The following is a 23,843-nucleotide window of genomic DNA, read 5'->3' on the forward strand; positions in this document are numbered from 1 at the left end:
GCAAAATGAAAGATGTTGTACTGGAATGGTTTATCCCCTATGTAATGCCGAAAGGAAAGCGCCTGCTGAAAGCAGTGCTTATGGCAGCTATGGTGGTGCTTGTAGTGGACACAATTATATATCCGGTGCTGTTTCTGCCGGTGCTGGCCTTTGTGGTCATAGGCATTCTGCTGCTTCGAAGCTGGCGATATGAATATGAGTATGTGTACGTAAATGGAGATTTTGAAGTATCGAAAATCATCCGCAAGGAGAAGCGAAAGGATCTTTACCGCTGCGACCGCAAGGACATGGAGTATGTGGCAGAGGGACGGAAAAATGTGGCCGGCTGTAAGGTTCGTGATTTTACCTCCGGATGGGAAAAGGGCCGGGTCTATACCATGAAAGTGGGAAATGACCTGATTTACATGGAGCCTAACGAAGAATTCCTGGAGGAAATGAGGCTTCACCGAAAATTGCAGTGAAAGCACTGTGAAACAGGATCTTGTGTGGGATTAGAGAAAAACTAGAGTAAGATATGTAAAGATATAATTATGGAATTTTGCTAAACTTAAAAACAGCAAAATTCCGACAGCACCAGAACAATTTACAGACACATCATTTTGTGGCTGGGAATTGTTCTAGACAAAGGGTGCTGGAGCGAATTTTGCGGAACTCAAAAACAGCAAAATTCCGACAGCACCAGAACAATTTACAGACACGTCATTTTGTGGCTGGGAATTGTTCTAGACAAAGGGTGCTGGAGCGAATTTTGCGGAACTCAAAATAGGAGGAGAGACTGATGGCAAGTTTATCACTTAAAAATATCTGGAAGAGATATCCCAACGGATATGAGGCAGTAAAGGATTTTAATCTGGAGATTGAGGATAAGGAGTTTATTATTTTCGTAGGCCCGTCCGGATGCGGAAAGTCTACCACTCTGCGTATGGTTGCAGGTCTGGAGAGCATTTCAGATGGTGAGTTTAAGATTGACGGCCAGCTTATGAATGATGTGGAGCCGAAAGACAGAGACATTGCAATGGTATTCCAGAGCTACGCACTGTATCCCCATATGACAGTGTATGACAACATGGCATTTGGACTGAAGATCAAGAAGACACCCAAGGATGAGATTGACAAGAAAGTCCGGGAGGCGGCTAAGATTCTGGATCTGGAGAAGCTTCTTGACCGGAAGCCCAGAGCTCTTTCCGGCGGACAGCGCCAGCGTGTTGCCATGGGCCGCGCCATTGTGCGCAATCCCAAGGTATTCCTGATGGATGAGCCTCTTTCCAATCTGGATGCCAAGCTGCGCGTGCAGATGCGTACGGAGATCTCCAAGCTGCATCAGAGACTGGGTGCAACCATTATCTATGTAACCCATGACCAGACGGAAGCCATGACTCTGGGAACGAGAATCGTTGTTATGAAAGACGGCGTGGTTCAGCAGATTGCAAGCCCTCAGACCCTGTATAACGAGCCGGATAATCTGTTTGTGGCAGGATTTATCGGATCTCCTCAGATGAACTTTGTTGATGCGGTTTGCGAGGCAGAGGGACAGGATGTATACTTAAAGGCCGGCGACTACCGTGTTCCCCTTTCTCCGGAAAAGGGCAAGAAGCTGATTGACGGCGGTTATAAGGGAAAAGAAGTGATTATGGGCATCCGTCCGGAGGACGTAAGCGATCCGGCATCCACAAGAGCAAAGAACCAGGCGGTGGTAAAGGGAACAGTAAATGTATATGAACTCCTTGGAGCAGAGGTTTATCTGTATTTTGATATGTGCGGAACCCAGATGACTGCAAGAGTAAATTCCAGCACAACAGCAAGAGAGAATGATGTAGTTGACTTTGTTCTGGATACGGATAAGATTCACGTATTTGACAAAGAGACAGAGAAAGCGATTGCTCATTAAGAATTTTACCGGAACAACAAAAATGAAAAATTAGGCACACGAAATAGCACGTTCAACAGTTGTTCCATATGAGGTGCGAGAGGGCGATTTAGCATAAAGAATGATTGCTCCAAAGGCAGGCGGCCATGGTGCAGCGTTCGGCTTCAGGCAGAGCGGCTGTGGTCACCTGCCTTGTTCGTTTCAACAGGATTGACACATGGAAAGATTTATTGTTAAATAAAACTGAAATTTATTTGAATGGGAAGTAGGAGAACGACAATGAAAGATATGGTGGAATTTCAGAAGCGGAAAGAACGGCATTATGAAGAATTGAAATGGCTGTACTGTGAGTTGTACCCGGAGGACGGATTCTCATATTTATGCAGCAGATTGGAAGAGCGTTATAAAGAACGCAAGGATGCTCTAAAAAAGCTGGATCGGGTTCGTGAAGCAGATCCGGACTGGTATAAACGCAACGATATGGCAGGAATGATGATGTATACGGATGCCTTTGCGGGAGATCTGAAAGGCGTGAAAAAGAAGCTGCCATATATCCAGGAATGCGGAGTGAATTATCTTCATCTGATGCCGCTTCTGGATTCTCCGGAGGGAAAGAGCGACGGCGGCTATGCGGTGTCAGATTTTGCAAAGGTGCGTCCGGATTTGGGAACTATGGAGGATCTGGCAAAGCTTACGGACACCTGCCATAAGAAAGGCTTAAGCGTATGCCTTGATTTTGTTATGAACCATACCTCGGAGGAGCATGAGTGGGCAAAGCGGGCCAGGGCAGGAGAGCAGGAATATCAGGATCGGTATTTCTTCTTTGACAGCTTTGAGATTCCGGGACAGTACGAAAAGACCTGCCCCCAGGTATTTCCCACAACGGCGCCGGGGAATTTTACCTGGCTTGAGGATGCGAAGAAGTACGTGATGACCACATTTTATCCTTACCAGTGGGATTTGAATTACAGAAATCCCGTTGTATTTCATGATATGACGGACTGCCTTTTAAATCTGACCAATCAGGGAGTGGACATTATCCGGATTGATGCGGTTCCTTACATCTGGAAAGAGCTTGGAACTACCTGCCGGAATCTTCCCCAGGTGCATAATATTGTGCGGATGCTGCGGATGATCTGCGAGATTGTCTGCCCGAGCGTGCTGCTTCTGGGCGAGGTGGTTATGGAGCCGGTGAAAGTGGTACCCTATTTCGGTACGGTGGAGAAGCCGGAGTGTCATATGCTCTACAATGTGACGACCATGGCAACCACCTGGCATACGGTGGCTACGGGGGATGTGGCTCTCTTAAAGCGGCAGATGGATATTGTGAACACTCTGCCCAAGGAATATGTGTTCCTGAATTATCTCCGGTGTCATGATGATATTGGCTGGGGGCTGGATTATGACTGGCTGAAAGAAGCGAAGGAAATGGAGGAGGTTCCCCATAAGAAGTACCTCAATGATTATCTAACGGGAAAATGGCCGGGATCCATGGCTAAGGGCGAGCTTTATAATGATGATCCCACCTCCGGAGACGCACGTCTCTGCGGAACTACGGCTTCTCTGTGCGGCCTGGAGAAAGCCGTTGAGGATGGAGATGAGAAGGATAGAGAAAATGCCTTGTGTTTTATTGAGATGCTTCATGGGTATATGCTGGTGCAGTCGGGAATTCCTGTGATTTACAGCGGGGATGAGATTGGGCAGTTTAATGACAATGAATACCATAAGGATCCAAAGAAAGCGGAGGATTCCCGTTATCTTCACCGAGGAAGCTTTTCCTGGGAGAAAGCAGGACTTCGGAAAGTGGAGGGAAGCTACCAAAAAGAGATTTTTGACTGCATTCGGAAGATGGAGGACTTGCGGGCGGCCCATCGGGTATTTTTGAATCAGGCGGCAGTCTGGACCGTGGATACCCATGATTCGGCGGTGCTTTGCGTGAACAGGGCCTTTGAGGACGAGAAGCTGACGGCGCTCTTTAATTTCAGCGGAGAGGAACGTACTGCCTGGATTCAGGAGGAGGGGATGTATGCGGAGCTTCTGACCGGAGAGCGGATGGAGGCCCGGAATGTGGTGCTTCCGGCTTATGGGATGCGGTGGCTGATGCGGGAAGTGGAGAGCGAATAGTCCTATAAAATGGGAGTGTTCAAATAAAAGCCTCTAAGAACAAATGGAATTTGAAAAAGGCGTGATTCTGCTGTAATGGAGAATACGCCTTTTTGCCACAAACGGTTTAATGGGACACCTTCCATAATCAGCCACTCGCTCTGACTGGGAGCAGTTTCTTTTTCCATGCTGTCAGCCCGCTTTTTATTATGTTTATATGCATATCGGAAAAAAGCCGTGTTTGTTAATGTTTGTTGTATTTTTCTGTCCGTGCCGACATTTGCGAAAAGAACCATCGAAAAAAATGAAGATATTTTACAAGACTTTCCCCTGCTTCGGCAGTACAATGAGTGTAAAAAGTCCGGCTAAGAAATGTCAGGCGTTTATTCGAAATATTTTCTGCTGGACGGTAAAGTTACGAAAGCGCACGAGAGGAACTTTCATGAGTGCACTTTTGAATGAAAGTTTCTCTCATAGGTGTGCGCTGAAGTGACTTTACTCTTTAGTACTGCCCGGTAGCAGCTTAATAATAGGAGCAAAGATACATGAAGAAAGAATCAGGTGCGGCGAAGGGTGCCGTGGAACAAAAACAGACAGCAGGACATGGTGCGCCCCGCTTTATTGGGCGTTTGGCGGCGGTATTAACGATTGTGATATGGGGAACCACATTTATCTCCACCAAAATCCTGTTAGCGGATTTTCAGCCTGTGGAAATTTTGTTTTACCGTTTTGTGATGGGATTTCTGACCCTGCTTATGGCGTGTCCGAAAAAATTAAAGACCAAGGATTCCGGGCAGGAGCTGACCTTTGCTGCTGCAGGGCTGTGCGGAATATGCCTGTATTACCTGCTGGAAAATATTGCTTTGACCTTTACCCTGGCCTCCAATGTGGGCGTGATTATATCCGTTGCCCCGTTCTTTACGGCCGTATTGGTCCGTCTGTTTATGAAGCCGGAAGAAAAACTGGGGGTGCAGTTCTTTGTTGGATTTGCCGTTGCAATGGCCGGAATAAGCTTAATCAGCTTTAACGGTTCCAAATTGGAGCTTAACCCTGGGGGAGATCTACTTGCCGCTGCCGCTGCTCTTGTGTGGGCCTGCTATTCCATATTGACAAAGAAAATCAGCAGCTTTGGCTATCCCGTGATTCCCGCCACCCGCAGGACATTCTTTTACGGAATTCTGTTTATGATACCCGCCTTATTTTTCTTTGATTTTCGGCCGGATTTCTCACGGTTTGCCAATATGACGTATCTGTTTAATATTTTCTATCTGGGATTGGGGGCATCCGCACTTTGCTTTGTTACATGGAATTTTGCGGTAAAGGAATTGGGGCCGGTAAAGACGAGCGCATATATTTATATGGTTCCTGTGATAACAGTCCTTACGTCTGCGTTGATTTTAAGTGAACCGCTGACTCTCCTTACAGGAACAGGAACAATTCTGACTTTGGCAGGATTATTCCTTTCGGAGCATAAGGCGGGAAAGAAAGGCGCAAAAGACGGACTTATAAATTGAGATATGTGTCATGGTAATAATCCGTATCGAAAACTCTTGTGCAAATATTTCGGTCTATTTTTCCGATTGCACAGGAACTTCAAATACGGTCTGCTAGTGATGGAGATTTGCGACAGCCCCTTTTTGCGGCATTCCTGTTGGTTTTATAAATATATTCTCAAACTCTCTTTGCAAATAAACATTTTGACCTAACTCTATAAGACTGCTATAATAGTAATAACAGTTCTTTCCATAGCAAACCCTCATGGACACCATTGGTACACACCATAAATCAAAATTGAAATGGCACACCACCATAAATGAAAGTCGGTAGTGGTGCATGGTGCATCCCTGAACTTAGTTTTCTGCTGCGCAGAAAAGGATCTTTCAGAGTAAAAGCAAACTGTTGCAAGGAAAGGACATTACTCGTTTCAAGGTTTCAAAATAAAGTTTTGAATAAAGGTCAATGATAAAATATGGATAAAAAAGAGAATAAAGAGAAAAAAATCGGCAGGAAAGTTTTAATAGCCCTGATTTTGACAATATTTATAATTCCGGGCAGCTTTGTATTTTTTATAGCTGCAAGAATATCACAGGAAATGTCCCAGTCCGCCATCGGGAACTTAAGTGAGAGCCTTGAGCTTTTAAAGGGCACCATTGAAGTGCTGTTTCAGAGAGAGGCCCAGTATCAGAAGCTGATGGCAAAGGAGCTTTCCATTATGGAAGATCCGGAAGAATTTATCCAATCCTATGATCGGAACAGTACCCTGGTCAAGATGTCCGTTGTATTTCGTGGAGAAACAGAGGGCATTTCCAATACTGGAGAGGTCTTTTATCCGGAGGAACTGGATTTTTCCAACCAGGAGACCATAGAGGATCTGCCTGTTTCCGTCTCCTATATCAATGATATGGGAACCTGGGCTTATACCATGAAATGTCCGGTCATCAGGGATGACCGGGAGATTGCCGATCTCTATGTGGAATATATCTATGATTCTTTTGAAGAGGCTCTCCCGGACCGGCTGTACAACGGGAGCGCTACCCTCTATATTATGGACCGGCAGACCGAACGGTTTCTTTTAAAGCCAAAGGGCGTGGGAGAGCGTGATGCGGGCCATCTGAATCTGCAGGATTTTTACCGGGCCAATGATATCCTGGAAGAGAGCATTCAGCAAAATGTGGCCGAGAGCATAGCCAATAACGGCAATATGATGTTCTACCACAAAATCCGGAACAAGGATTCCCTGATTTACATGTGGGCCGTAAACGGCGGCTCCGTGTACCTTATCGGCTATGTTCCGGTGGAGGCCATTCAGAGAGAGGGCGATGCCGTAAATCAGAATATTCTGATGGTGGTTATATTTATGCTGGCAACCTTTTTCACCTGCTGTATTGTATTTTTCCTCTATGAACGGCAGCAGAATAAGTTCCGCAGGGAGCGGGAGGAGGAGAGAGAGCTTCACAATCAGCAGATGGGGCAGGCGCTTCAGGCGGCTCAGGCAGCCAACAACTCCAAAACGACATTTCTCTCCAATATGTCCCACGATATCCGTACGCCTATGAATGCCATTTTAGGCTTTACCACCCTGCTTGCCAAGGATGCGGACAATCCGGTCAAGGTACGGGAGTATACCAGGAAGCTGACGGCCTCGGGACAGCATCTTTTGAGCTTAATTAATGATGTTCTTGACGTGTCCAAGATTGAGAGCGGAAAGGCAGTGCTCACCATCGGAGAGTTCAGGTTAAATGATGTGATTTCCTCTGTGGATGCCATTATCCGGCCGGCCGCAAAGAACAAAGGTCAGAGCTTTGACATTCAGGTAACGGGAATACGCCATGAATACCTGGCAGGCGATGAGACAAGGCTGAATCAAATCCTGATTAATCTCCTTTCCAATGCGGTGAAGTATACTCAGGAGGGCGGCAGCATCTGGTTCCGCATTATCGGCCTGGAGCAGCGTTCCAATCAGTATGAGCATATCCGCATTGAGGTGGAAGATAATGGCTACGGCATGACCCAGGAGTATCTGCAGATACTTTTTGACGCATTTACCAGGGCGGAAAACAGTACGACCAACAAGGTTCAGGGTACGGGTCTTGGAATGGCCATTACGAAGAATATTGTGGAGCTTATGGGCGGAACCATTGAGGTAACCAGTGAGGTGGATAAGGGGACCATCTTTACGGTGGAGCTTGAGCTTCGCATTGCAGAGCAGGAGGATGATCCCCTGTTCTGGGAGAACCATGGAGTAACCCGGATTCTGGTGGTGGATGATGACGGGGATGTGCGTGAAAGCATTCAGGTGCTTATGGAGGATACAGGTGTCAGGACGGATGTTCTGGAGAACGGCGAGGCGGCTGCGGAGATTGTCAGGAGATCCTGTGAGGAACAGAAGCCCTACCATATGATTCTTCTGGACTGGAAGATGCCGGGTATCAACGGGATTGAGACGGCCAGACGGATTCGAAAGGAGGTCCGGGAGGATATTCCTATATTGTTGTTGACTGCCTATGACTGGGATGAGATTGAGACGGAGGCACAGGAGGCGGGAGTTGACGGATTTCTTCCCAAACCGTTCTTTGTGTCTGCTCTTAAGGAAAAGATTCTGGAGTTTACGGCAAGAGAAGCACAGAGGATCCAGGCGGAGGATGCGGCTTCCGGCCTGGAGGGAGCGCATTTCCTGGTAGCGGAGGACAATGAGATCAATGCGGAGATCTTAGAAGAGCTTCTGGACATTGAGGGAGCTGACTGTGAGATTATGGAAAATGGGGAGCTTGTGGTGGAGCGGTTTGCCAGGGCGAAGCCCGGTGAGTTTGATGCCATTCTTATGGATGTGCAGATGCCGGTGATGAATGGCTATGAGGCTACACGGCGCATCCGTGCTCTTGACCGGGAGGATGCGGCGACGATTTCCATTATTGCCATGACTGCCAATGCTTTTGCGGAGGATGTAAAAGAGGCTATGACTGCCGGTATGAACGCTCATGTGGCGAAGCCGGTGGATATGGAAGTGTTAAAGAGAACAATCAAAGAGTTGAAGAGAAGAGGCTAGTGTTATGAGAGGGTATTTAAAAAAGGGTTTCGTCATTTTCATGGCAGGAGCTCTCCTTGCGGGGGGAACGTCCTGCAAAAGCAAAGGGAATGATATGGTGAATCTGGCTGAGAATGCGGAAGAGGATAAAAAGGTGGTGAACCTTTTTGGTCCCATGGAAAAGTCCAATCCGGATGCGGACAATATTGCCAGAAGCGCCCATGATCTGACGGTGATGATGGCGGAGGAGGAGCTGGGGCTTACGGTGGAGTACCGGACTTATACGGCGGAGAATTACCAGGATAAGACCTATGATGATGTGACCCTTGCCCGGGCCCGCAGTGATATGGATGATATGTATCTTCTGAATCCGGATACGATTCAGATTCTCGGCGGGGAGGGGAAGCTTGTGGATCTGTCCTGCCTTGAGAGTGCTGCCAATCTGCGTGAGGTGGTGAAGGTGTCCAATACGGTAGACGGAAAGCTGGTGGCGATTCCCCAGGAGGTTGTGGTTTACGGGCTTTTTGTGAATCAGGATATGTTTGATCAATATGAGCTTGAGCTTCCCAATACGCCGGAGGAGTTTTTGGAGTGTTGCCGGGTTTTTAAGGAAAATGGAGTTGAGACGCCGGTAGGGGCCAACCGCTGGTGGCTGGAGAATTTTGTGTTTGCTTTGGCTTATGCGGATCTGTATAATGGGGGTAATACGGAAGCGGAGATTGCGGCTCTTAACAGCGGGGAGGCCAAGTACAGTGATTATATGCGTGAGGGCTTTGAGTTTGTGAAAACACTGATTGATTTGGGGTATGTGGATGCCGAGAAAGCCTTTACGTATGAGGCCATTGAGGGAGAGGGGCCGGATTTTATGGCTCAGAAGACGCCTATTGTTATGGCTTACTGGGGGGCGGCCAATGCGGAGACGGCTTATGGGAAGCCGGATTTTAATCTTAAGGTGATTGGCTTTCCTACCCACCGGGGGCAGATGCCGGTGGCGTCTATGTCGGGATATGGGGTTTGCGTGAATGCGGAGCATTTGGAGGATACTCTTGCTGTGCTGGATATTATGCTTTCGGATGAGGCGCTTCAGGTTTATACGGAGACGAATCGGGTGATCTCGCCCTCGAAGAATGTGGAGGTGGATTGCATTGATGCGTTGAAGCCGGTGAATGAGTTGGTAAATGAGGGAATTTTTGTGTTGGGATCGAATGCCGGGATGAAGTTGGAGCAGTGGGGGAATACGTGTTTGGTGGTGAGGGAGATGCTTGATGGGGCTTCGGTGGAGGAGTGTTTGGAGGAGATGGATCGGCTGCAGGGGGAGACGATTCAGAACTAGGAGGATATAGACTAAGTCTGCCGGCTTATTTTGCTGTTGGTTGGCAGGGCGCTTTGACGGGGGATTATGCAGTTAGCATAATTATCAGAACAATTTAATATGAATATAACAGTATAAAGGCGTATGGACAATAATGTAAACCATGCGTCTTTTTTGTGTCTAATATTGTATTAAGCGGGACAATTGGCTATAATAGAAAACACAAATGCAGACACAAAGTATAAAAGTCCGGCTAAGAAATGTCAAGTGTTTATTAGAAATATTTTCTGCTGGACGGTAAAGTTACGAAAGCGCACGAGAGGAACTTTCATGAGTGCACTTTCCAATGAAAGTTTCTCTCATAGGTGTGCGCTGAAGTAACTTTACTTTTTAGTACCGTTGCGCAGCAACTAAAAAAACGATAGTACAGGAGGATGGGAAATGCTGGAAATAGGAACCAAGGCGCCGGATTTTCAATTGCCGGATCAAAATGGAAAGATGCACACATTGAACGAGTATAAAGGGAAGAAAGTTATTCTGTATTTCTATCCCAAGGATAATACACCAGGCTGTACAAAGCAGGCATGCGGATATTCCGAGAGGTATCTTAAGTTTCAGGAGAAAGGTGCGGTGGTTCTCGGTGTCAGCAAGGATACGGTGGCGTCCCACAAGCGTTTTGAGGAAAAACAGAATCTCGGGTTTACGATTCTTTCCGATCCGGAACGCAAGGTCATTGAGGCTTATGATGTGTGGAAAGAAAAGAAGAATTATGGAAAGGTGTCAATGGGAGTAGTACGCACCACTTATCTGATTGATGAGGATGGGATTATCATAAAGGCAAATGACAAGGTGAAAGCAGCGGAAGATCCCCAGAAAATGTTGGAGGAGCTTTGAGCTTGTCCGCATAAATATTAGAGGCAGACGTAAAAGGGGCTTAAGGGAAATCGGGAAATAAGGCGGCTTTTCTGATGTCTTGACGACCTCCTTTCTATGAGGCTATATTCTTTGATTTTATACCCTGCGGTATGATGATGGGAGGTATTGCTTATGGCAGAAATCAAACTTGAAACGGGTGAAACCTTGATTGGACAGGGAATGATGGCTTACTGGGAACCTGTGTTGGGAAACGCATGTGATGTATGGCGTGGCACAATCTTTGTCACAAACCAAAGGGTATGCTTTCGCATTTCTATGACCATCCATATGGAATTTGAGCTTAAATTGCCAAAAATCAAAGGCTTTACCGTGGGGAGGCATTTGTTTTTCACCAAAGTAACGATACATAGCAGGATGGGAGAAAAGTTTACCGTTACCGGATTTCCCGTCAAAAGGCTGCAGGGTTGGCTGCGGCAGGCGGGAATTGAGAAGCTGGAATAAAGGAACTGCGAAAGACATTGAATTAGAAGGAAAAAGGTGAATGCTAATGCAACTCGGTTGAAACAGAGTCGGCGGTGACTGAGTAAATGTTTGAAACAGACTAATACTGAAATCAGAGAAAAATAAGAGGAATGCAGCGCAAAAGCCAGGGCGAGTACCTGGCTTTTATGCATTTTATCCGAAATTTTTCGGACTGCTGTGGATTGGGTTCAATGCCATAAATGAATGATGCTCTTAAGCTATGGAACAATATGTAATATAAGCATTTGATATATTTATCTATGCGACCTATAATAAAAATAAATGATATCCAAAAAATGTATCAGACCATATAAAAAGGTCATTCCAAGGAGGAAAAGAAAATGGCAGTAAAACAGACCGCAGGCAGAGATGCTTTGGGCGAATTTGCCCCGAAATTTGCACAGTTGAATGATGATGTATTATTTGGAGAAGTGTGGAGCAGGGAGGATAAACTCTCTCTGAGGGACCGTTCGCTGGTAACGGTCGTCTCCCTGATGGCTCAGGGACTTGTGGATTCTTCCTTCCGGTTCCATCTGATGAGTGCGAAAAAGAACGGGATCACCAGGACGGAGATTGCAGAAATCCTGACCCATGCAGCGTTCTATGCCGGGTGGCCCAAGGCATGGGAGGCTTTCCGCATGGCAAAGGAAGTCTGGACAGAGGAACTTTTCGAATCCGACGCAAAATCTGCCCATGCAGCCTCCATGCTGTTCCCCGTAGGACAGCCCAATGAAGCGTTTGCGCAATATTTTATCGGTCGGAGTTATCTTGCGCCCGTTTCTGTGGAACAGGTAGGGATCTTTAACGTAACCTTTGAGCCGGGCTGCCGCAACAACTGGCATATCCATCATGCAAAGAGAGGCGGCGGACAGATTCTGATCTGTGTCGGCGGCCGGGGCTATTATCAGGAGTGGGGGAAAAAGGCTCAGGAACTGTTCCCCGGCCATGTGGTGAATATTCCGTCAGGTGTAAAGCACTGGCATGGAGCGGCCCCTGACAGCTGGTTCTCCCATCTGGCAGTTGAGGTGCCCGCAGAGGAAGGCGCCAACGAGTGGCTGGAGCCGGTGGATGATGATGCTTACACCAGTGCATTGTGCTGAAAAAAGAAATAAAGAGACAGCTGAAAGAGAGATCCGGCAGGTGATTTTCATGGAAAGGGTGGGCTGTGAAAGACGCAGCGATTCTGCGGCGCCTAAAATGCTCTGTTCCCGTGTGACTGCCAAAAAATATTGAAAGACTCTAAGTTCCATGAAATGTCCCTCCTTGACTGGGGAAAAGTATATCATCGAACTAATATAACTGTCAAGCATAGATAGATATAGAATATAAGTATTCGCTATATTCGGGTGACAAAAACACCGGAAGGCCAGGAAGACTATGACCAGGATGATGCCGAACAGACAGGGCTGATCGGTATATTGCTGAAAGCAGGTTTTGGGCATGAGGATGCAAAAAGATATTTAGAGCTTGAAAAAGATCCGGATATGGGAGGAGTACAGATCCGGATGCTCCGCAGGCAAAGAGATGAGCTTTTGGAGTAAATCCACAAATTGCAGAAGCTGTTGGATCAGATTGATTTCATGACCTGGAATAAGGAACACAAAAGGCATTGAGAGTGGGGAGTATATTCTGCATCTGTCTTATTGTATTTAAAATAGTATTTATCACAAAGATATCTTTATACGCAATAAATATGTACGGGGTTATGGAAACAATTCGAATGGTGAAGTATTAGCCGGAGTTGTCTTCATAATCCCGATTTTTCATAAGATTTTCTATGCTCCATTTTCTTATGCGGGACAAAGGTATGTTTAGAAATGCACTGATTTTGCCGTATGAGGCTTGCACGAAGAGGGCTGGTAGTGTTAAACTTTACTTATTGTCCGGCACGGAAGATGAAGTGTTTCACCACGCTTGATTGGGAGCCGGATGTAATGGACTACGAATGGTTAGAGAGGAGAAAAGGTAATGGAAAAATCAAAGGTGTATTTTGCGGATTTTCGTGCCCGTAACGGGGAGGCAATGCCTCTGAAATTAAAGCGTCTGATGAAAGAGGCCGGCATCGGCAGTATTGACATGGACGGAAAGTTTGTGGCAATTAAAATGCATTTTGGAGAGCTGGGCAATATCAGCTATCTGCGGCCCAATTATGCAAAGGCAGTGGCGGATTTGGTTAAGGAGGCGGGAGGAATTCCCTTTTTGACAGACTGCAATACCCTGTATCCGGGAAGCAGAAAGAATGCCATTGAGCATATGTACTGTGCCTGGGAAAACGGCTTCACGCCTATGACTGTGGGATGTCCGGTGATTATCGGTGACGGCTTGAAAGGAATGGATGACGTTGCGGTTCCGGTAGAGGGCGGCGTGCATGTGAAAGAAGCCAAGATCGGGAGGGCCATTATGGATGCGGATGTTTTTATCAGCCTGACCCACTTTAAAGGCCATGAGATGGCAGGCTTTGGCGGAGCCGTCAAAAATATCGGAATGGGCTGCGGCTCCCGGGCAGGAAAAAAGGAGCAGCACAGTACCGGAAAGCCCAATATCAATAAAGCGCTGTGCAGAGGCTGTAAGCAATGCATGCGTGAGTGTGCAAATCAGGGTCTTGTATATGATGAGGCGGCAAGGAAGATGCGGATTAATACGGACAACTGCGTGGGATGCGGCCGCTGCCTGGGGGCATGCAACTTTGATGCCATTGCATTTGCAAATGATTTGGCTACCAAAGAGCTGAATGAGCGGATGGCGGAGTATGCCAAGGCTGTGGTGGACGGACGTCCCAATTTCCATGTGTCTTTGATTGTGGATGTATCCCCATACTGTGACTGCCATGGCGAAAATGATGCGCCGATCCTGCCCAATGTAGGAATGCTGGCGGCTTTTGACCCGATTGCACTTGATCAGGCGTGTGCGGATCTTTGCCAGCAGCAGGAGCCTTTGCCCAACAGTGTGCTGGGTGAGAATATGAGAAGGGAGGATTTCTGCGATCATCATGATCCTTTTGAGAACACTACGGTGAATGCGGAATACAAAACCTGTCTGGCTCATGGGGAACGGATTGGCCTTGGCAGCCGTAAGTATGAGCTTGTGACAATTCGATAATGATTATCAGAAGATATCATCCCTCTGACTGTGAAGAGATAGCAGAGCTGTTTTACCAGACGGTTCATGTGGTAAACGCAGGGGATTATACCAAAGAGCAGTTGGACGCATGGGTAGCCGGGGATGTGGATTTGGAGGAATGGAATCAGTCTTTTTTGGAGCATTTTACGGTTGTTGCGGTGGAGCAGGACAGGATTGTCGGATTTGGAGATATTGATAATTCCGGTTATCTTGACCGGCTGTATGTGCACAGTGATTTTCAAAATCAGGGAATCGCTTCTGTCATTTGCGATGCATTAGAGAAGGCTGTTGATGGAAAGAAGCTTGTTACACATGCTTCGATTACGGCAAAGAACTTTTTGAGCACAGAGGGTACAAAGCAGTGAAAGAGCAGCAGGTTATGAGAAATGGGGTATATTTAACGAATTATCGGATGGTAAAGGAGAGAGCTGGATAAATTGTAAAAAAGTTAATTTTGGAGGTATTTAATGTTCGATTTATCTCAATTTGACAAATATAGAGAAGACAATCGGAGAGAAGTTAAGAGAGCCAAAGGCGGTTTGCCGGATTCTTTGTGGAGCACATATTCAGCATTTGCAAACTGTTATGGCGGGGTGATTATTCTTGGTGTTAAAGAGGATAAGGATGGAAGCTGGCAGACGACCGGATTGCAGGATGCGGATAAGCTGCGGAAAGATTTTTGGAATACCATCAACAATCAGCAAAAGGTAAATATAAATTTGTTATCAGATAAAGATATACAAATATATCAAATAGAAAATAATTCTATCATGGTTATTCATGTCCCAAAGGCAAAGAGGGAACAGAAGCCCGTATATATTGGAGAGGATATGTTCAAAGGAACATATCGGCGTAACTGGGAGGGAGATTACCACTGTACGTCCAGCGAGGTTAGGGCTATGCTTCGTGACCAAACAGAGGATACGATGGACATGAAGATTCTGGAAGATATGCAGATGGATGTATTCAATATGGAAACGGTACATGCATACCGTAATCGTCATATAGCATATCGCCGGGAACATGTTTGGGAGCAGCTGGGAGATGAAGCATATTTGGAAAGAATTGGTGCGGCCAGGGTACTCCGTATGGATAATAAGCTGCATCCAACAGCTGCAGGCTTATTGATGTTTGGGGATGAATATAAAATACTGTATGAATATCCGGAGTACTTTCTTGATTTCAGGGAATTGCTGGATCCGACAATCAGATGGACGGATCGTTTGCAATCCAGTTCAGGGGACTGGACAGGCAATTTGTTTGATTTCTTTTTTCGGGTCTATGGTAAGCTGGTTAAGGATGTTAAAATACCCTTTAAGCTGGAGGGTGCTGTGAGAATTGATGATACGCCTGTGCATAAAGCAATTAGAGAGGCTCTTGCCAACTGTCTTGTGAATACGGATTTCTATTTGCCAAGAGGCATCGTTATTAAAAAAGAACAGGATGGCATTATTATGGAAAATCCAGGAAACATCCGTACCGGGAGGAGCCAGATGCTGAAAGGCGGTATTTCGGATCCAAGGAATAAGGCTCTTATGAAGATGTTCAATATGATTGGTATTGGCGAACGTGCAGGCAGCGGTGTGCCGGATATTTATTCTGTCTGGAAGAGCCAGGGATGGGTAGAGCCTCAGGTGATAGAAGAATATGCTCCGGATAGAACCATTTTGAAATTGTCCTTTGTTCCAGAAGAGCCGGAAAAAGTGACAGAAAAAAGTGGCAGAAAAAAAGTGGCAGAAAAAAGTGGCAGAAAAAAAGTGGCAGAAAAAACAAAAGAGCAGATGTTTTTGATTTTGGACAGGATGCAGCCAGGGAATGAATATAAAGTAGCAGAAGTGGCAGAATGGTTGGGTGTTGGAAGAACAAGAACCCAGACATTGTTAAAACTGTTGATTGCTGAAGGTGAAGTTTTAGCAACGGGAGCAACGAAAATGAAAAGATACATGCTCACAGAATAAGAAAATATTTCATGGGGAGGAGAGGCGTATCTATGTATCAACTTTGGACCCCCACAATCAAAGCATAAGGGAAAAAGTCTACAGTGAAGCCGCAGAGTACGGAATTGTATGCAGAATTCGGGATTTGAAAGAGGTTGTTGATGGAGTTGATAAATTTCTGAAAAAGACAAAGGTGCGTGATCAGGGGCTGTGCAAGCGGTTTGGCCAGCCAGTCCTATGTTCCGAATTTGATACAGGAATTATTTGTCATTAAAAAGAATCGAAGCTTCACCCATTGATTAAATCCTGCATTTTTCATTATGAATTTGAGTTTATTCATCCTTTTGCTGATAGGAATGTAACACAGAGACACCAGAAGAAAGCGGCGTAACAGCGGCAAACTGCTTTGTACATAAAATTGAATAGTGTATATGCCAAAGGACATTTCATCTTTTATTTGGGTGGATGTCCTTTTTGGCACAAATAAAAAATTGGAATTTTAGAATGTTTGCATGAAATTTGCGCTGTGTGGAAAACAGGTGAAAAAATATAAGTAATTTCCTTGCAGTATATTGAAAAAAATGTCCCGAATACTATATAATATTCGGGACAAAAGGCGGTGAATAAAGTGGCAAACGGATATTCCAGGCAGATTCAAGAACGAATAGTAGTGGCAGCAGATCCACGTGCCGTTGCTAAGGCATTGGCACGAAATTATCGCTGGACGATTGCTCCATGCGGAGATACGGCTCTGAACCTGTTGGGACTTTCCTAGATGACAATTCTTGTAATTCAGGCATTGAAAACACTGAGAAAGACAAATGTTACGTCCAAAACAGTTCAAATGATGCAATCTCGGCTGGATGAGGGAGATAAAATTGCTATGTTAAAAGAGACGGCACAGTCTACGGATTGGGTTTACGATATAATACGACAGATTGCTGGGGAGGTACAGGAGAAATGAAAAATGCCGCACGGTTATCAGACAATGACAAGCAAATACTGTTCCGTAACACAGTGGACGAGATGGGGCTGAGTGATGCCATTGTGGAAAAGGATTTCTGGGTCTGTTTTACGCTGGATTATTTATTCCACCGTTCGCCCTGGAAAGATTCAGTCACGTTTAAGGGTGGCACCAGTTTATCCAAAGCCTACAATTTGATTAACTGATTTTCAGAAGATATTGATCTGATTTTGGATTGGGGTGTTTTGGGTTATGAGAAAGAGATACGGATGTTCTGACGGTTGCGCCAGAGCGAACTTTTTGGGAAAAAGCCACGATTTTGCATCATGAGTCCAACAGGCCGGAACATTTGGAAATGTCACAGCGGTATTCCAGGCATTATTACGACCTGTATCGTATGGATGCTACCTCAGCAAAAGAAGTTGCTTTTATACACCAAAGTGTCTCATAAGGCACTTTTTAATCAAAAGTTGTAAAGTGGAGTTATGAATAATAAAAATATAGAAATAGAAATATCAAGAATTAATGAATATTTAGAGAAATGCTTATGGATGGATTTTGAAATTTGTCAAATGAGTTTTATTAGAGTAGAGGTTGCAGGAAGAATAGATTCATCTGTAAATGAATATGCCATATCAGTGATTTTTGAACGGCCAACTTTTATACAAGGTCCGTTATATTGGAATTTAGATTGTTCAAAAAAATTTATTGAATTAGCAAGCGTGAAAGAATTTACAGAAATCAATAAAAATTATCAAATTGAGGAAGGAAGTATTTTATTTAAAATCTATATGGATGATTTTGTGGAATCTGGAGTTTATATAGCAGCTAAAAATATAAAAAGCAAGATTTACATTGAGAATCCCTTTACATAGTGTTTATAGGAGCATGAAATGCACATAAGGAAGTTTTTAAAGGGATATATTTTTTAAATGCTAACCGGCAAACAGTTTCAAGGGTAAGAAGTGTAGTTGATGCTAAGTATGGAAACAGATACATTCACATAGGTGTTATCACTAGGCACAATGTGATAAGAACGATCAGTTAATTCAGGGACGGCTATAGAAACCGGACCGCTTTTGCCTATATTCCGGACGGCGTGTCGGAAAGCTACGAATACATGCCTGTCGGGCAGGTAAGCAGGGCTGTTGATGGGAAGGGTAATTCTATTCAATACCGCTACAACAGTCTCGAAAAAGTATGCGAACGCATCGAACAGTCGGGAGATAAAGAAACTTTCCAGTATGATGAAGAAGGCAATCTGTCCCTGCATACCGACCGGGACGGAAGACAGGTCACCCGTACCTATAACGTGTTTGGAAGTCTTGTATATGAGAAGGCTGCGGATGAAAACGGGGAGGGCCTGCGGCATGAAATGAAAGAGAACGGGAAGCTTTTCAGGTTCGTGTACCATAACGGGGAGCTTCTGCATGAGAGATATGAAGGAGGGGATGAGGAAGAAAGCAGCTATCATCTGGGGTTAGGAATTGAAGCAGTCCAGAGGAATCAGAGCATCCATTATTACCATAGGGATGAGCAGCTAAACACAGCGTTTATGACTGCTCAAAATGGGGAAATCCAAAATCATTATCGTTATGATGCATTTGGAAACCTGTTGGAAGACACAGAGAAACTACCCAACCGAATCCGTTATGCAGGCCAGCAGTATGACCAGGCGATAGAGCAGTATTACATTACTTGCGGGCAAGGTATTATACCCCGGCACTGGGAAGATTTCTGCATGAGGATGTCTACCAGGGAGACGGGCTGAACCTGTATGCATACTGTGGGAATAATCCGATAATGTATTATGATCCGAGTGGATATAAAAAATGGGAGATGATTGCCCGCCATAGGGAAAATTAGGTGATGGCAGTGGGGATGAGGTTGGTAGTTTAGATAAGAAAGAACTTGCTCCAGGCGAATTTTTTATAGATGATTGGACAGGATATCCGGATGCGCCTAAACCAGAAGGACCGTTTAGATTGTTAGAGGGTGATGGATATAATAAAGCTAGAGATTTTGCAAATAAAACAAATGCAGATATACATCGTAATAGACCTGATTTGAAGGGGACTCAAATTCATGAAATGCATTCAGTTAAGTTTGGTGGTAGCCCTACAGATATAGATAATAAAATTGCATTGTCACCTACAAGGACATGGAGGCTTTCTTCTTTATATAAAGGTGCATACTGCCTGACAGCGGAGAACCAGCGCCTACGGATATCCTCTAATGACCAGGATGAGGCCCTAAAAAAATGAAGCAGGGAATCATAACAGCCCGGGTTAAGAGCAAGGTCACGTATTATGGAAGTGACACCAAGTTTATCAGAGCGGAGCATAAGCCCTATGTTGATGGCCACAAACCAACGGAAGGCAGCTTTGCGGGAAAAACAGGATTCAAAGTGGAACAAAATATTTTCAATAAAATTTAGCATAATCATATAGTCAACCACCGAAAGGTATGGTAAACTTATACACGAATAACTCTTTTGGGTGGTTTTTATCCTTTTGTTGTGGTGACTATAAGGATACCATAAAACATACAAAAGAGTTATTCTTTTATTGAAAACTTTCAACTCTCAAGCATTAGAAGAATTATATGTAAAATCAAAAGAAAGCAAAACCTTAGTGTGTACAGATTTTCTTGGAAATACAATTCAATGTACATTTGATTGGAATATGCCAATAGAAGTAGAAGAATTGGAAAAAATAATTTTTGATAAAAATCTAAAACTGCCAAAAGAGTATATGGATTTTTTATTGATGGCTAATGGAGCAATTTTATATAATACAGAGGAAGACTCAGGATATCAATTACTTTCGATTCAAGAAGCGATTCGCTTTACAGAAGAAATGAAAGAACTGGGGTATGATTTAAAGGAAGAATGGTTAATATTTATGACAAATTTATTTGATTCAGATATGTTATTGTTCGACTTAAATAAAATAGATACAAAAAGATATATAATTGATGGATGAATATCCATTAGAGGTTTCCAAGCAAGTTTTAAAAATTTTAATCCAAAATGCATGTTTAGGACAAAATTTGGGGCCAATAGAAATCAGTCGTAGAAAAATTAAGGAAATTGATCGAACTTGGTTGAAGCAGTATTTTGTTGAGGTTGCAAGTACATGCACTAATTGTTCTGATGAATGGGAATATAGGCGCTTAGTCGAGTTGACAATACTTATAGTCCCAGAATTAAAACAAGAAATTTTTCAATTAGGTATGCAGTCAGAAAATGAGGAGGTGAGAGAAGTAATAGAAGACTTTCAAAATTTATAAGTCTGTAAAAATGCTTAAACCCGAATTATTCATGAGCAAATAAAATGCTCCAAATGCCTACCAGGGAGACGGACTGGATTAAGACACCGAAGGGCTTTGAGATCCTCAGAAATTATGATGGGGACGACCGCCTTATACAAGAACGGGTCCTGGATAAACAAAACGGGATTGACCGGAGGACCAGCCATACCTATAATACAGCAGGAAACCTTCTGTCTGTCACTGTAAAAAGAACAGAAAAGGGAGAAGAGCTTAGAAGCAGTTATCAATATGACCTGAAAGACCGCTTGACCCACAAGATTGGCCAGAACCAGGCGGTGACCTGTTATCTCTATGATTAGAGCTTGAAATTTCAGAAAGGCAAGTGCAAAGAATTAAAAGCCTCTGGTATGATTGAGCGAGCAGGTGCCGATCAATATAAGGAGAGAAGACGCAGACAGTGAACAAAAAAATATATGAATACGAATCCATAATTCATAGTGCAGGCGCAACCGGCGGAGCGTATGCTATTTTCCCCTATGATATCCGCAAGGAATTTGGACGAGGCAGAGTGAAAGTGCATGTCGTATTTGACGGAGTAGCCTATGATGGCAGCATTGTAAATATGGGAGTTAAAAATGTAGACGGAAGTATCTGCTATATCTTAGGAATGCGAAAGGACATCCGCACCCGAATAGGAAAACAGCCGGGAGATACGGTATTGGTAACAGTCAGGGAACGGGAGTAAAAGAGGAAAATATGCTCTCACTATATGAACTTTATGGATTGACAGAAAAGGATGGTAATAACAACGATGTGGACATGTCCTAAATGCGGGCGTACCTTTAAAAAGCAAAATCAGGGTCATTACTGCGGAAAAGCGCCAGAGACAATCGATGAATACATTGCCGCACAGCCGGAAGAGATACGGCAGTATCTAAAAGAAGTAAGAAATGTGCTGCATGCCGCATTGCCGGAAGCAGAAGAACGGATTTCCTGGAGTATGCCGACTTTTTGGAAGAAGCATAACATTATCCAGTTCGCAGGATTTAAAAAGCACATTGGCCTGTATCCGGGATCGGAGGCTGTCCTGGAATTTGCCGAACAGCTGAAAGCGTACAAGACCAGCAAAGGAACAATACAGCTTCCCTATAACAAGCCGCTTCCCCTGGAATTGATTGGAGAGATTGCAGCATGGTGCTATGAGACGGGGAATCATCCATAGACACTAGTACAACGAATATTAAGTTATTGGCAGTTTGACTTGCCTATTTTCCTGATAGCACTACTCCCCAAGCCTCGCTGTAGCCACCGCTGCGACTGCGTTTGTGAAGCAGCACTCTCAGAAAAATATTCTGCGTCAAACTATCCAAAACTTGATTTTCGTTGTACTAGGAAGCGTTAAAGTGAGTTAAAGGAGAGCCTTTCATGAAAAAAAGAGTTGCAGCAGGGGCGCTGCTATCTGCTTTACTGCTCCTGGGACTTGGAACGGCATTTGCCGTTTACAATGGGTATTTTCATGTGAATGGAAGAGCGTCGGAAAAATATCCCATAAAGGGTGTTGATGTATCTCATTATCAGGGAGAGATTGATTGGAAAGTATTGTCTGATCAGAATATTCGGTTTGCCTATATCAAGGCCACGGAGGGCAGCTCTTATGTGGATGATGCATTTGCTGATAATTATGCACAGGCCAGAAAAACAGAACTAAAAGTAGGTGCATATCATTTTTTCAGCTTTGACAGTCCGGGAAGTTCTCAGGCAGAGCACTTTATCCGTACGGTGGAAGCTTTTGAGGGAATGCTGCCGTCAGTAGTAGACGTGGAATTTTACGGAGATAAAAAGGAGCACCCGCCAGATGCGGATAAGGTAGAGACGGAACTTTTGGAATACCTTAAGCGGGTAGAGCAGGCTTATGACAGAAAACCAGTGATTTATGCCACATTGGAAGCCTGGGAATTATACATCAAAGGAAGATTTGACGAATACCCCCTGTGGATTCGTGATATTTGGAAAGAGCCGGTCTTAGAATCCGATTCGGAGGATGGAGTGGGACAGGGCTGGACATTTTGGCAGTATACCAATCGGGGAAGGATGAAAGGATTTTCGGGGGAAGAGGAGTTTATTGATTTGAATGTATTTTATGGAAATGAGGATCAGTGGCGAAAGTTTTGTATGGATTAAGTAAGGATAAAGCTATGAAAAAGAAAAAAAGCTCCCAAGCTAAGGGCCCGAAGCTGCTGAAGTCCATGATTCGTCATCTGGAGCAGCAGGGCCGTCTTGGAGAGGAAAAGAATTACATACAGCATGGGACAACGACTGTTTTTGCACATAGCGTACGTGTAGCCAGTCTGAGCCTTAAGCTTGCCAAAAAGCTGCATTTGAGAGTAAATAGAAAGTCTCTGCTTCGAGGTGCTCTGCTCCATGATTATTTTTTGTATGACTGGCATGAAAAGGATCGAAGCCATCGTCTCCACGGATTATATCATGCAGGCACCGCACTGAAAAATGCGAAAAAAGACTTTCATTTGAATAAGCTGGAGGAAAATATCATAGCCAGACATATGTTTCCTCTCAATCCGATTTTTCCACGATATAAGGAAGCCTGGATTGTCTGTCTTGCGGACAAATACTGTGCGGCGGAGGAAACTATTCGCCCCTTTTTATCAGCCGGGAAGAATTTAAAATGCGGTTTACTCTCAACCATGAAGAGAGCCGGGAGAAAGAAGATATCATGAGAATCAGCTTTAAAAATGCCTTTCAGATGTTTTTGATAAACCATCAGTAAGGGGATCTTATTGTTAAGGAGGAAGCGGCAATGGAGATAGAAATAGAAATAGTCCCTGCATACGATCACCCGGAGGAGATAGCGGGCTTATTTTCCGAATATACCAATATGCTGATTGCAGGAGACAGCTCATTCCAGAAATATCTTGATATTCAGCATTATGAGGATGAATTAAAGGAGCTGGATAAAAAGTACGGACTTCCTTACGGCAGATTATATTTGGCTTACTTAAAAGGAGAAGCGGCAGGCTGCATTGGTTTAAGGAAGATAGACGACCGGAATTGTGAGATGAAACGCCTGTATGTAAGGCCGCAGTTTCGGGGAAAGAAGATAGGAAATCAACTGGTCCAAAGAATCATAGAGGACGCAAAAAAAATCGGATATTCCCATATGTTTCTTGACACGCTTCCATTCCTGAAAAGCGCCATCCATATGTATCAGAAATATGGATTTTATGAGACAGAAAGCTACAACGACAGTCCAATGAATTCGTCTATCTACATGAGACTGGATTTATAAATCAAAGAGATGTACAATCTTAAAAAGGGAAAGGTGGAAG

The 23,843-nt window shown here is 44.5% G+C and carries 29 protein-coding genes and 4 pseudogenes; 30 read left to right on the forward strand and 3 right to left on the reverse strand.

Going from position 1 to position 23,843, the window contains the following annotated elements; translation table 11 throughout:
* Positions 1 to 5 precede the first annotated feature (5 nt).
* The 3 genes from VSQ61_RS17685 to VSQ61_RS17695 all read left to right on the forward strand — a co-directional run bounded on the left by VSQ61_RS17685 (position 6) and on the right by VSQ61_RS17695 (position 3,991).
* Positions 6 to 461 carry a DUF6106 family protein gene (locus VSQ61_RS17685; protein ID WP_334345709.1) on the forward strand — a complete coding sequence of 152 codons (456 nt, stop codon included), beginning with the start codon at positions 6 to 8 and terminating at the stop codon, positions 459 to 461.
* A gap of 317 nt (positions 462 to 778) precedes the next feature.
* Positions 779 to 1,888 (forward strand): ABC transporter ATP-binding protein, encoded by a 1,110-nt coding sequence (locus VSQ61_RS17690; protein WP_334345710.1) that lies wholly within the window; start codon positions 779 to 781, stop codon positions 1,886 to 1,888.
* 258 nt (positions 1,889 to 2,146) lie between these two features.
* A complete protein-coding gene (locus tag VSQ61_RS17695) occupies positions 2,147 to 3,991 on the forward strand; it encodes an amylosucrase (protein ID WP_334345711.1) in 1,845 nt (614 codons plus the stop codon).
* Positions 3,992 to 3,993: 2 nt separating this feature from the next.
* On the opposite strand, the gene VSQ61_RS17700 is transcribed toward VSQ61_RS17695, so the two are convergent.
* Positions 3,994 to 4,158, reverse strand: a complete 165-nt coding sequence (locus VSQ61_RS17700) for a hypothetical protein (protein WP_334345712.1) — start codon at positions 4,156 to 4,158, stop codon at positions 3,994 to 3,996.
* 357 nt (positions 4,159 to 4,515) lie between these two features.
* Here VSQ61_RS17700 and VSQ61_RS17705 point away from each other — a divergent pair, with 357 nt between their 5' ends.
* From VSQ61_RS17705 to VSQ61_RS17730, 6 genes are all read left to right on the forward strand, one after another.
* Entirely contained in the window at positions 4,516 to 5,484 is a 969-nt protein-coding gene (locus VSQ61_RS17705) for a DMT family transporter (protein ID WP_334345713.1), read from the forward strand.
* Positions 5,485 to 5,939: 455 nt separating this feature from the next.
* Positions 5,940 to 8,516 carry a hybrid sensor histidine kinase/response regulator gene (locus tag VSQ61_RS17710; protein WP_334345714.1) on the forward strand — a complete coding sequence of 859 codons (2,577 nt, stop codon included), beginning with the start codon at positions 5,940 to 5,942 and terminating at the stop codon, positions 8,514 to 8,516.
* Positions 8,517 to 8,520: 4 nt separating this feature from the next.
* Positions 8,521 to 9,828, forward strand: a complete 1,308-nt coding sequence (locus VSQ61_RS17715; protein WP_334345715.1) for an ABC transporter substrate-binding protein — start codon at positions 8,521 to 8,523, stop codon at positions 9,826 to 9,828.
* Positions 9,829 to 10,248: 420 nt separating this feature from the next.
* Positions 10,249 to 10,701, forward strand: a complete 453-nt coding sequence (gene bcp / locus VSQ61_RS17720) for a thioredoxin-dependent thiol peroxidase (RefSeq protein WP_334345716.1) — start codon at positions 10,249 to 10,251, stop codon at positions 10,699 to 10,701.
* A 153-nt stretch (positions 10,702 to 10,854) separates the two neighbouring features.
* Positions 10,855 to 11,184, forward strand: a complete 330-nt coding sequence (locus VSQ61_RS17725; RefSeq protein ID WP_334345717.1) for a hypothetical protein — start codon at positions 10,855 to 10,857, stop codon at positions 11,182 to 11,184.
* A gap of 362 nt (positions 11,185 to 11,546) precedes the next feature.
* Positions 11,547 to 12,305, forward strand: coding sequence for a carboxymuconolactone decarboxylase family protein (locus tag VSQ61_RS17730; RefSeq protein WP_334345718.1), 759 nt, complete (start codon positions 11,547 to 11,549; stop codon positions 12,303 to 12,305).
* Positions 12,306 to 12,347: 42 nt separating this feature from the next.
* Here VSQ61_RS17730 and VSQ61_RS17735 read toward each other — a convergent pair.
* Positions 12,348 to 12,455: pseudogene (locus tag VSQ61_RS17735) on the reverse strand (LysR family transcriptional regulator); the annotation flags it as partial.
* Positions 12,456 to 12,551: 96 nt separating this feature from the next.
* Between VSQ61_RS17735 and VSQ61_RS17740 the strand changes: the two are divergent.
* The 13 genes and pseudogenes from VSQ61_RS17740 to VSQ61_RS17795 all read left to right on the forward strand — a co-directional run bounded on the left by VSQ61_RS17740 (position 12,552) and on the right by VSQ61_RS17795 (position 19,490).
* Positions 12,552 to 12,746 (forward strand): hypothetical protein, encoded by a 195-nt coding sequence (locus VSQ61_RS17740; protein WP_334345719.1) that lies wholly within the window; start codon positions 12,552 to 12,554, stop codon positions 12,744 to 12,746.
* A gap of 427 nt (positions 12,747 to 13,173) precedes the next feature.
* The gene (locus VSQ61_RS17745) at positions 13,174 to 14,304 is read left to right on the forward strand and encodes a DUF362 domain-containing protein (protein ID WP_334345720.1); all 1,131 of its coding nucleotides are present in this window, start codon (positions 13,174 to 13,176) and stop codon (positions 14,302 to 14,304) included.
* Positions 14,304 to 14,761 (forward strand): annotated as a pseudogene (locus VSQ61_RS17750) (GNAT family N-acetyltransferase). Before VSQ61_RS17745 ends, VSQ61_RS17750 begins: the two are co-directional and overlap by 1 nt.
* 31 nt (positions 14,762 to 14,792) lie before the next feature.
* Positions 14,793 to 16,283 (forward strand): RNA/DNA-binding domain-containing protein, encoded by a 1,491-nt coding sequence (locus tag VSQ61_RS17755; protein ID WP_334345721.1) that lies wholly within the window; start codon positions 14,793 to 14,795, stop codon positions 16,281 to 16,283.
* 215 nt (positions 16,284 to 16,498) lie between these two features.
* Positions 16,499 to 16,620, forward strand: a pseudogene (locus VSQ61_RS22980) (Fic family protein); the annotation flags it as partial.
* Positions 16,621 to 16,890: 270 nt separating this feature from the next.
* A complete protein-coding gene (locus tag VSQ61_RS17765) occupies positions 16,891 to 17,037 on the forward strand; it encodes a hypothetical protein (protein WP_334345724.1) in 147 nt (48 codons plus the stop codon).
* Positions 17,038 to 17,226 (forward strand): hypothetical protein, encoded by a 189-nt coding sequence (locus VSQ61_RS17770; RefSeq protein WP_334345725.1) that lies wholly within the window; start codon positions 17,038 to 17,040, stop codon positions 17,224 to 17,226.
* On the forward strand, positions 17,223 to 17,432 hold the full coding sequence (locus tag VSQ61_RS22985; RefSeq protein WP_502877055.1) for a nucleotidyl transferase AbiEii/AbiGii toxin family protein: 210 nt from the start codon (positions 17,223 to 17,225) through the stop codon (positions 17,430 to 17,432). Before VSQ61_RS17770 ends, VSQ61_RS22985 begins: the two co-directional genes overlap by 4 nt.
* Before the next feature lie 113 nt (positions 17,433 to 17,545).
* Entirely contained in the window at positions 17,546 to 17,677 is a 132-nt protein-coding gene (locus VSQ61_RS22990; protein ID WP_502877056.1) for a hypothetical protein, read from the forward strand.
* A 34-nt stretch (positions 17,678 to 17,711) separates the two neighbouring features.
* The gene (locus VSQ61_RS17780) at positions 17,712 to 18,101 is read left to right on the forward strand and encodes a hypothetical protein (protein WP_334345726.1); all 390 of its coding nucleotides are present in this window, start codon (positions 17,712 to 17,714) and stop codon (positions 18,099 to 18,101) included.
* A 245-nt stretch (positions 18,102 to 18,346) separates the two neighbouring features.
* Entirely contained in the window at positions 18,347 to 18,997 is a 651-nt protein-coding gene (locus tag VSQ61_RS17785; protein ID WP_334345727.1) for an RHS repeat domain-containing protein, read from the forward strand.
* Positions 18,925 to 19,092 carry an RHS repeat-associated core domain-containing protein gene (locus VSQ61_RS17790; RefSeq protein ID WP_334345728.1) on the forward strand — a complete coding sequence of 56 codons (168 nt, stop codon included), beginning with the start codon at positions 18,925 to 18,927 and terminating at the stop codon, positions 19,090 to 19,092. The genes VSQ61_RS17785 and VSQ61_RS17790 overlap by 73 nt, the downstream gene beginning before the upstream one ends.
* Positions 19,093 to 19,211: 119 nt before the next feature.
* On the forward strand, positions 19,212 to 19,490 hold the full coding sequence (locus VSQ61_RS17795; RefSeq protein ID WP_334345747.1) for a hypothetical protein: 279 nt from the start codon (positions 19,212 to 19,214) through the stop codon (positions 19,488 to 19,490).
* On the opposite strand, the pseudogene VSQ61_RS17800 reads toward VSQ61_RS17795, so the two are convergent.
* Positions 19,373 to 19,705: pseudogene (locus tag VSQ61_RS17800) on the reverse strand (transposase); the annotation flags it as partial. The gene VSQ61_RS17795 and the pseudogene VSQ61_RS17800 sit on opposite strands and share 118 nt — an antisense overlap.
* Before the next feature lie 88 nt (positions 19,706 to 19,793).
* Between VSQ61_RS17800 and VSQ61_RS17805 the strand changes: the two are divergent.
* From VSQ61_RS17805 to VSQ61_RS17840, 8 genes are all read left to right on the forward strand, one after another.
* The gene (locus VSQ61_RS17805; RefSeq protein WP_334345729.1) at positions 19,794 to 20,210 is read left to right on the forward strand and encodes an SMI1/KNR4 family protein; all 417 of its coding nucleotides are present in this window, start codon (positions 19,794 to 19,796) and stop codon (positions 20,208 to 20,210) included.
* A complete protein-coding gene (locus VSQ61_RS17810; RefSeq protein ID WP_334345730.1) occupies positions 20,203 to 20,517 on the forward strand; it encodes a hypothetical protein in 315 nt (104 codons plus the stop codon). The genes VSQ61_RS17805 and VSQ61_RS17810 overlap by 8 nt, the downstream gene beginning before the upstream one ends.
* A gap of 44 nt (positions 20,518 to 20,561) precedes the next feature.
* Positions 20,562 to 20,858: a hypothetical protein gene (locus VSQ61_RS17815; RefSeq protein ID WP_334345731.1), complete on the forward strand. Its 297-nt coding sequence runs from the start codon at positions 20,562 to 20,564 to the stop codon at positions 20,856 to 20,858.
* Positions 20,859 to 20,956: 98 nt separating this feature from the next.
* Positions 20,957 to 21,244 carry a DUF1905 domain-containing protein gene (locus VSQ61_RS17820; RefSeq protein ID WP_334345732.1) on the forward strand — a complete coding sequence of 96 codons (288 nt, stop codon included), beginning with the start codon at positions 20,957 to 20,959 and terminating at the stop codon, positions 21,242 to 21,244.
* 66 nt (positions 21,245 to 21,310) lie between these two features.
* Positions 21,311 to 21,721: an iron chaperone gene (locus VSQ61_RS17825; RefSeq protein WP_334345733.1), complete on the forward strand. Its 411-nt coding sequence runs from the start codon at positions 21,311 to 21,313 to the stop codon at positions 21,719 to 21,721.
* Positions 21,722 to 21,924: 203 nt separating this feature from the next.
* Positions 21,925 to 22,680 (forward strand): GH25 family lysozyme, encoded by a 756-nt coding sequence (locus VSQ61_RS17830; protein WP_334345734.1) that lies wholly within the window; start codon positions 21,925 to 21,927, stop codon positions 22,678 to 22,680.
* Positions 22,681 to 22,694: 14 nt separating this feature from the next.
* The gene (locus VSQ61_RS17835; RefSeq protein WP_334345735.1) at positions 22,695 to 23,234 is read left to right on the forward strand and encodes an HD domain-containing protein; all 540 of its coding nucleotides are present in this window, start codon (positions 22,695 to 22,697) and stop codon (positions 23,232 to 23,234) included.
* Positions 23,235 to 23,314: 80 nt separating this feature from the next.
* Positions 23,315 to 23,803, forward strand: coding sequence for a GNAT family N-acetyltransferase (locus tag VSQ61_RS17840; protein WP_334345736.1), 489 nt, complete (start codon positions 23,315 to 23,317; stop codon positions 23,801 to 23,803).
* Positions 23,804 to 23,843: the final 40 nt, after the last annotated feature.

Origin of the sequence: Candidatus Merdisoma sp. JLR.KK006 (assembly GCF_036941035.1) — a bacterium.
GTDB lineage: Bacteria > Bacillota > Clostridia > Lachnospirales > Lachnospiraceae > Laedolimicola.

Bases quoted from the DNA above. Each gene is read 5' to 3' on its own strand.
- VSQ61_RS17685 (WP_334345709.1), top strand. From the start codon at position 6: ATGAAAGATGTTGTACTGGAATGGTTTATCCCCTATGTAATGCCGAAA.
- VSQ61_RS17690 (WP_334345710.1), top strand. From the start codon at position 779: ATGGCAAGTTTATCACTTAAAAATATCTGGAAGAGATATCCCAACGGA.
- VSQ61_RS17695 (WP_334345711.1), top strand. From the start codon at position 2,147: ATGAAAGATATGGTGGAATTTCAGAAGCGGAAAGAACGGCATTATGAA.
- VSQ61_RS17700 (WP_334345712.1), bottom strand. From the start codon at position 4,158: ATGGAAAAAGAAACTGCTCCCAGTCAGAGCGAGTGGCTGATTATGGAA.
- VSQ61_RS17705 (WP_334345713.1), top strand. From the start codon at position 4,516: ATGAAGAAAGAATCAGGTGCGGCGAAGGGTGCCGTGGAACAAAAACAG.
- VSQ61_RS17710 (WP_334345714.1), top strand. From the start codon at position 5,940: ATGGATAAAAAAGAGAATAAAGAGAAAAAAATCGGCAGGAAAGTTTTA.
- VSQ61_RS17715 (WP_334345715.1), top strand. From the start codon at position 8,521: ATGAGAGGGTATTTAAAAAAGGGTTTCGTCATTTTCATGGCAGGAGCT.
- bcp (WP_334345716.1), top strand. From the start codon at position 10,249: ATGCTGGAAATAGGAACCAAGGCGCCGGATTTTCAATTGCCGGATCAA.
- VSQ61_RS17725 (WP_334345717.1), top strand. From the start codon at position 10,855: ATGGCAGAAATCAAACTTGAAACGGGTGAAACCTTGATTGGACAGGGA.
- VSQ61_RS17730 (WP_334345718.1), top strand. From the start codon at position 11,547: ATGGCAGTAAAACAGACCGCAGGCAGAGATGCTTTGGGCGAATTTGCC.
- VSQ61_RS17745 (WP_334345720.1), top strand. From the start codon at position 13,174: ATGGAAAAATCAAAGGTGTATTTTGCGGATTTTCGTGCCCGTAACGGG.
- VSQ61_RS17755 (WP_334345721.1), top strand. From the start codon at position 14,793: ATGTTCGATTTATCTCAATTTGACAAATATAGAGAAGACAATCGGAGA.
- VSQ61_RS17770 (WP_334345725.1), top strand. From the start codon at position 17,038: ATGACAATTCTTGTAATTCAGGCATTGAAAACACTGAGAAAGACAAAT.
- VSQ61_RS22985 (WP_502877055.1), top strand. From the start codon at position 17,223: ATGAAAAATGCCGCACGGTTATCAGACAATGACAAGCAAATACTGTTC.
- VSQ61_RS17780 (WP_334345726.1), top strand. From the start codon at position 17,712: ATGAATAATAAAAATATAGAAATAGAAATATCAAGAATTAATGAATAT.
- VSQ61_RS17785 (WP_334345727.1), top strand. From the start codon at position 18,347: ATGCCTGTCGGGCAGGTAAGCAGGGCTGTTGATGGGAAGGGTAATTCT.
- VSQ61_RS17810 (WP_334345730.1), top strand. From the start codon at position 20,203: ATGGATGAATATCCATTAGAGGTTTCCAAGCAAGTTTTAAAAATTTTA.
- VSQ61_RS17815 (WP_334345731.1), top strand. From the start codon at position 20,562: ATGCTCCAAATGCCTACCAGGGAGACGGACTGGATTAAGACACCGAAG.
- VSQ61_RS17825 (WP_334345733.1), top strand. From the start codon at position 21,311: ATGTGGACATGTCCTAAATGCGGGCGTACCTTTAAAAAGCAAAATCAG.
- VSQ61_RS17830 (WP_334345734.1), top strand. From the start codon at position 21,925: ATGAAAAAAAGAGTTGCAGCAGGGGCGCTGCTATCTGCTTTACTGCTC.
- VSQ61_RS17835 (WP_334345735.1), top strand. From the start codon at position 22,695: ATGAAAAAGAAAAAAAGCTCCCAAGCTAAGGGCCCGAAGCTGCTGAAG.
- VSQ61_RS17840 (WP_334345736.1), top strand. From the start codon at position 23,315: ATGGAGATAGAAATAGAAATAGTCCCTGCATACGATCACCCGGAGGAG.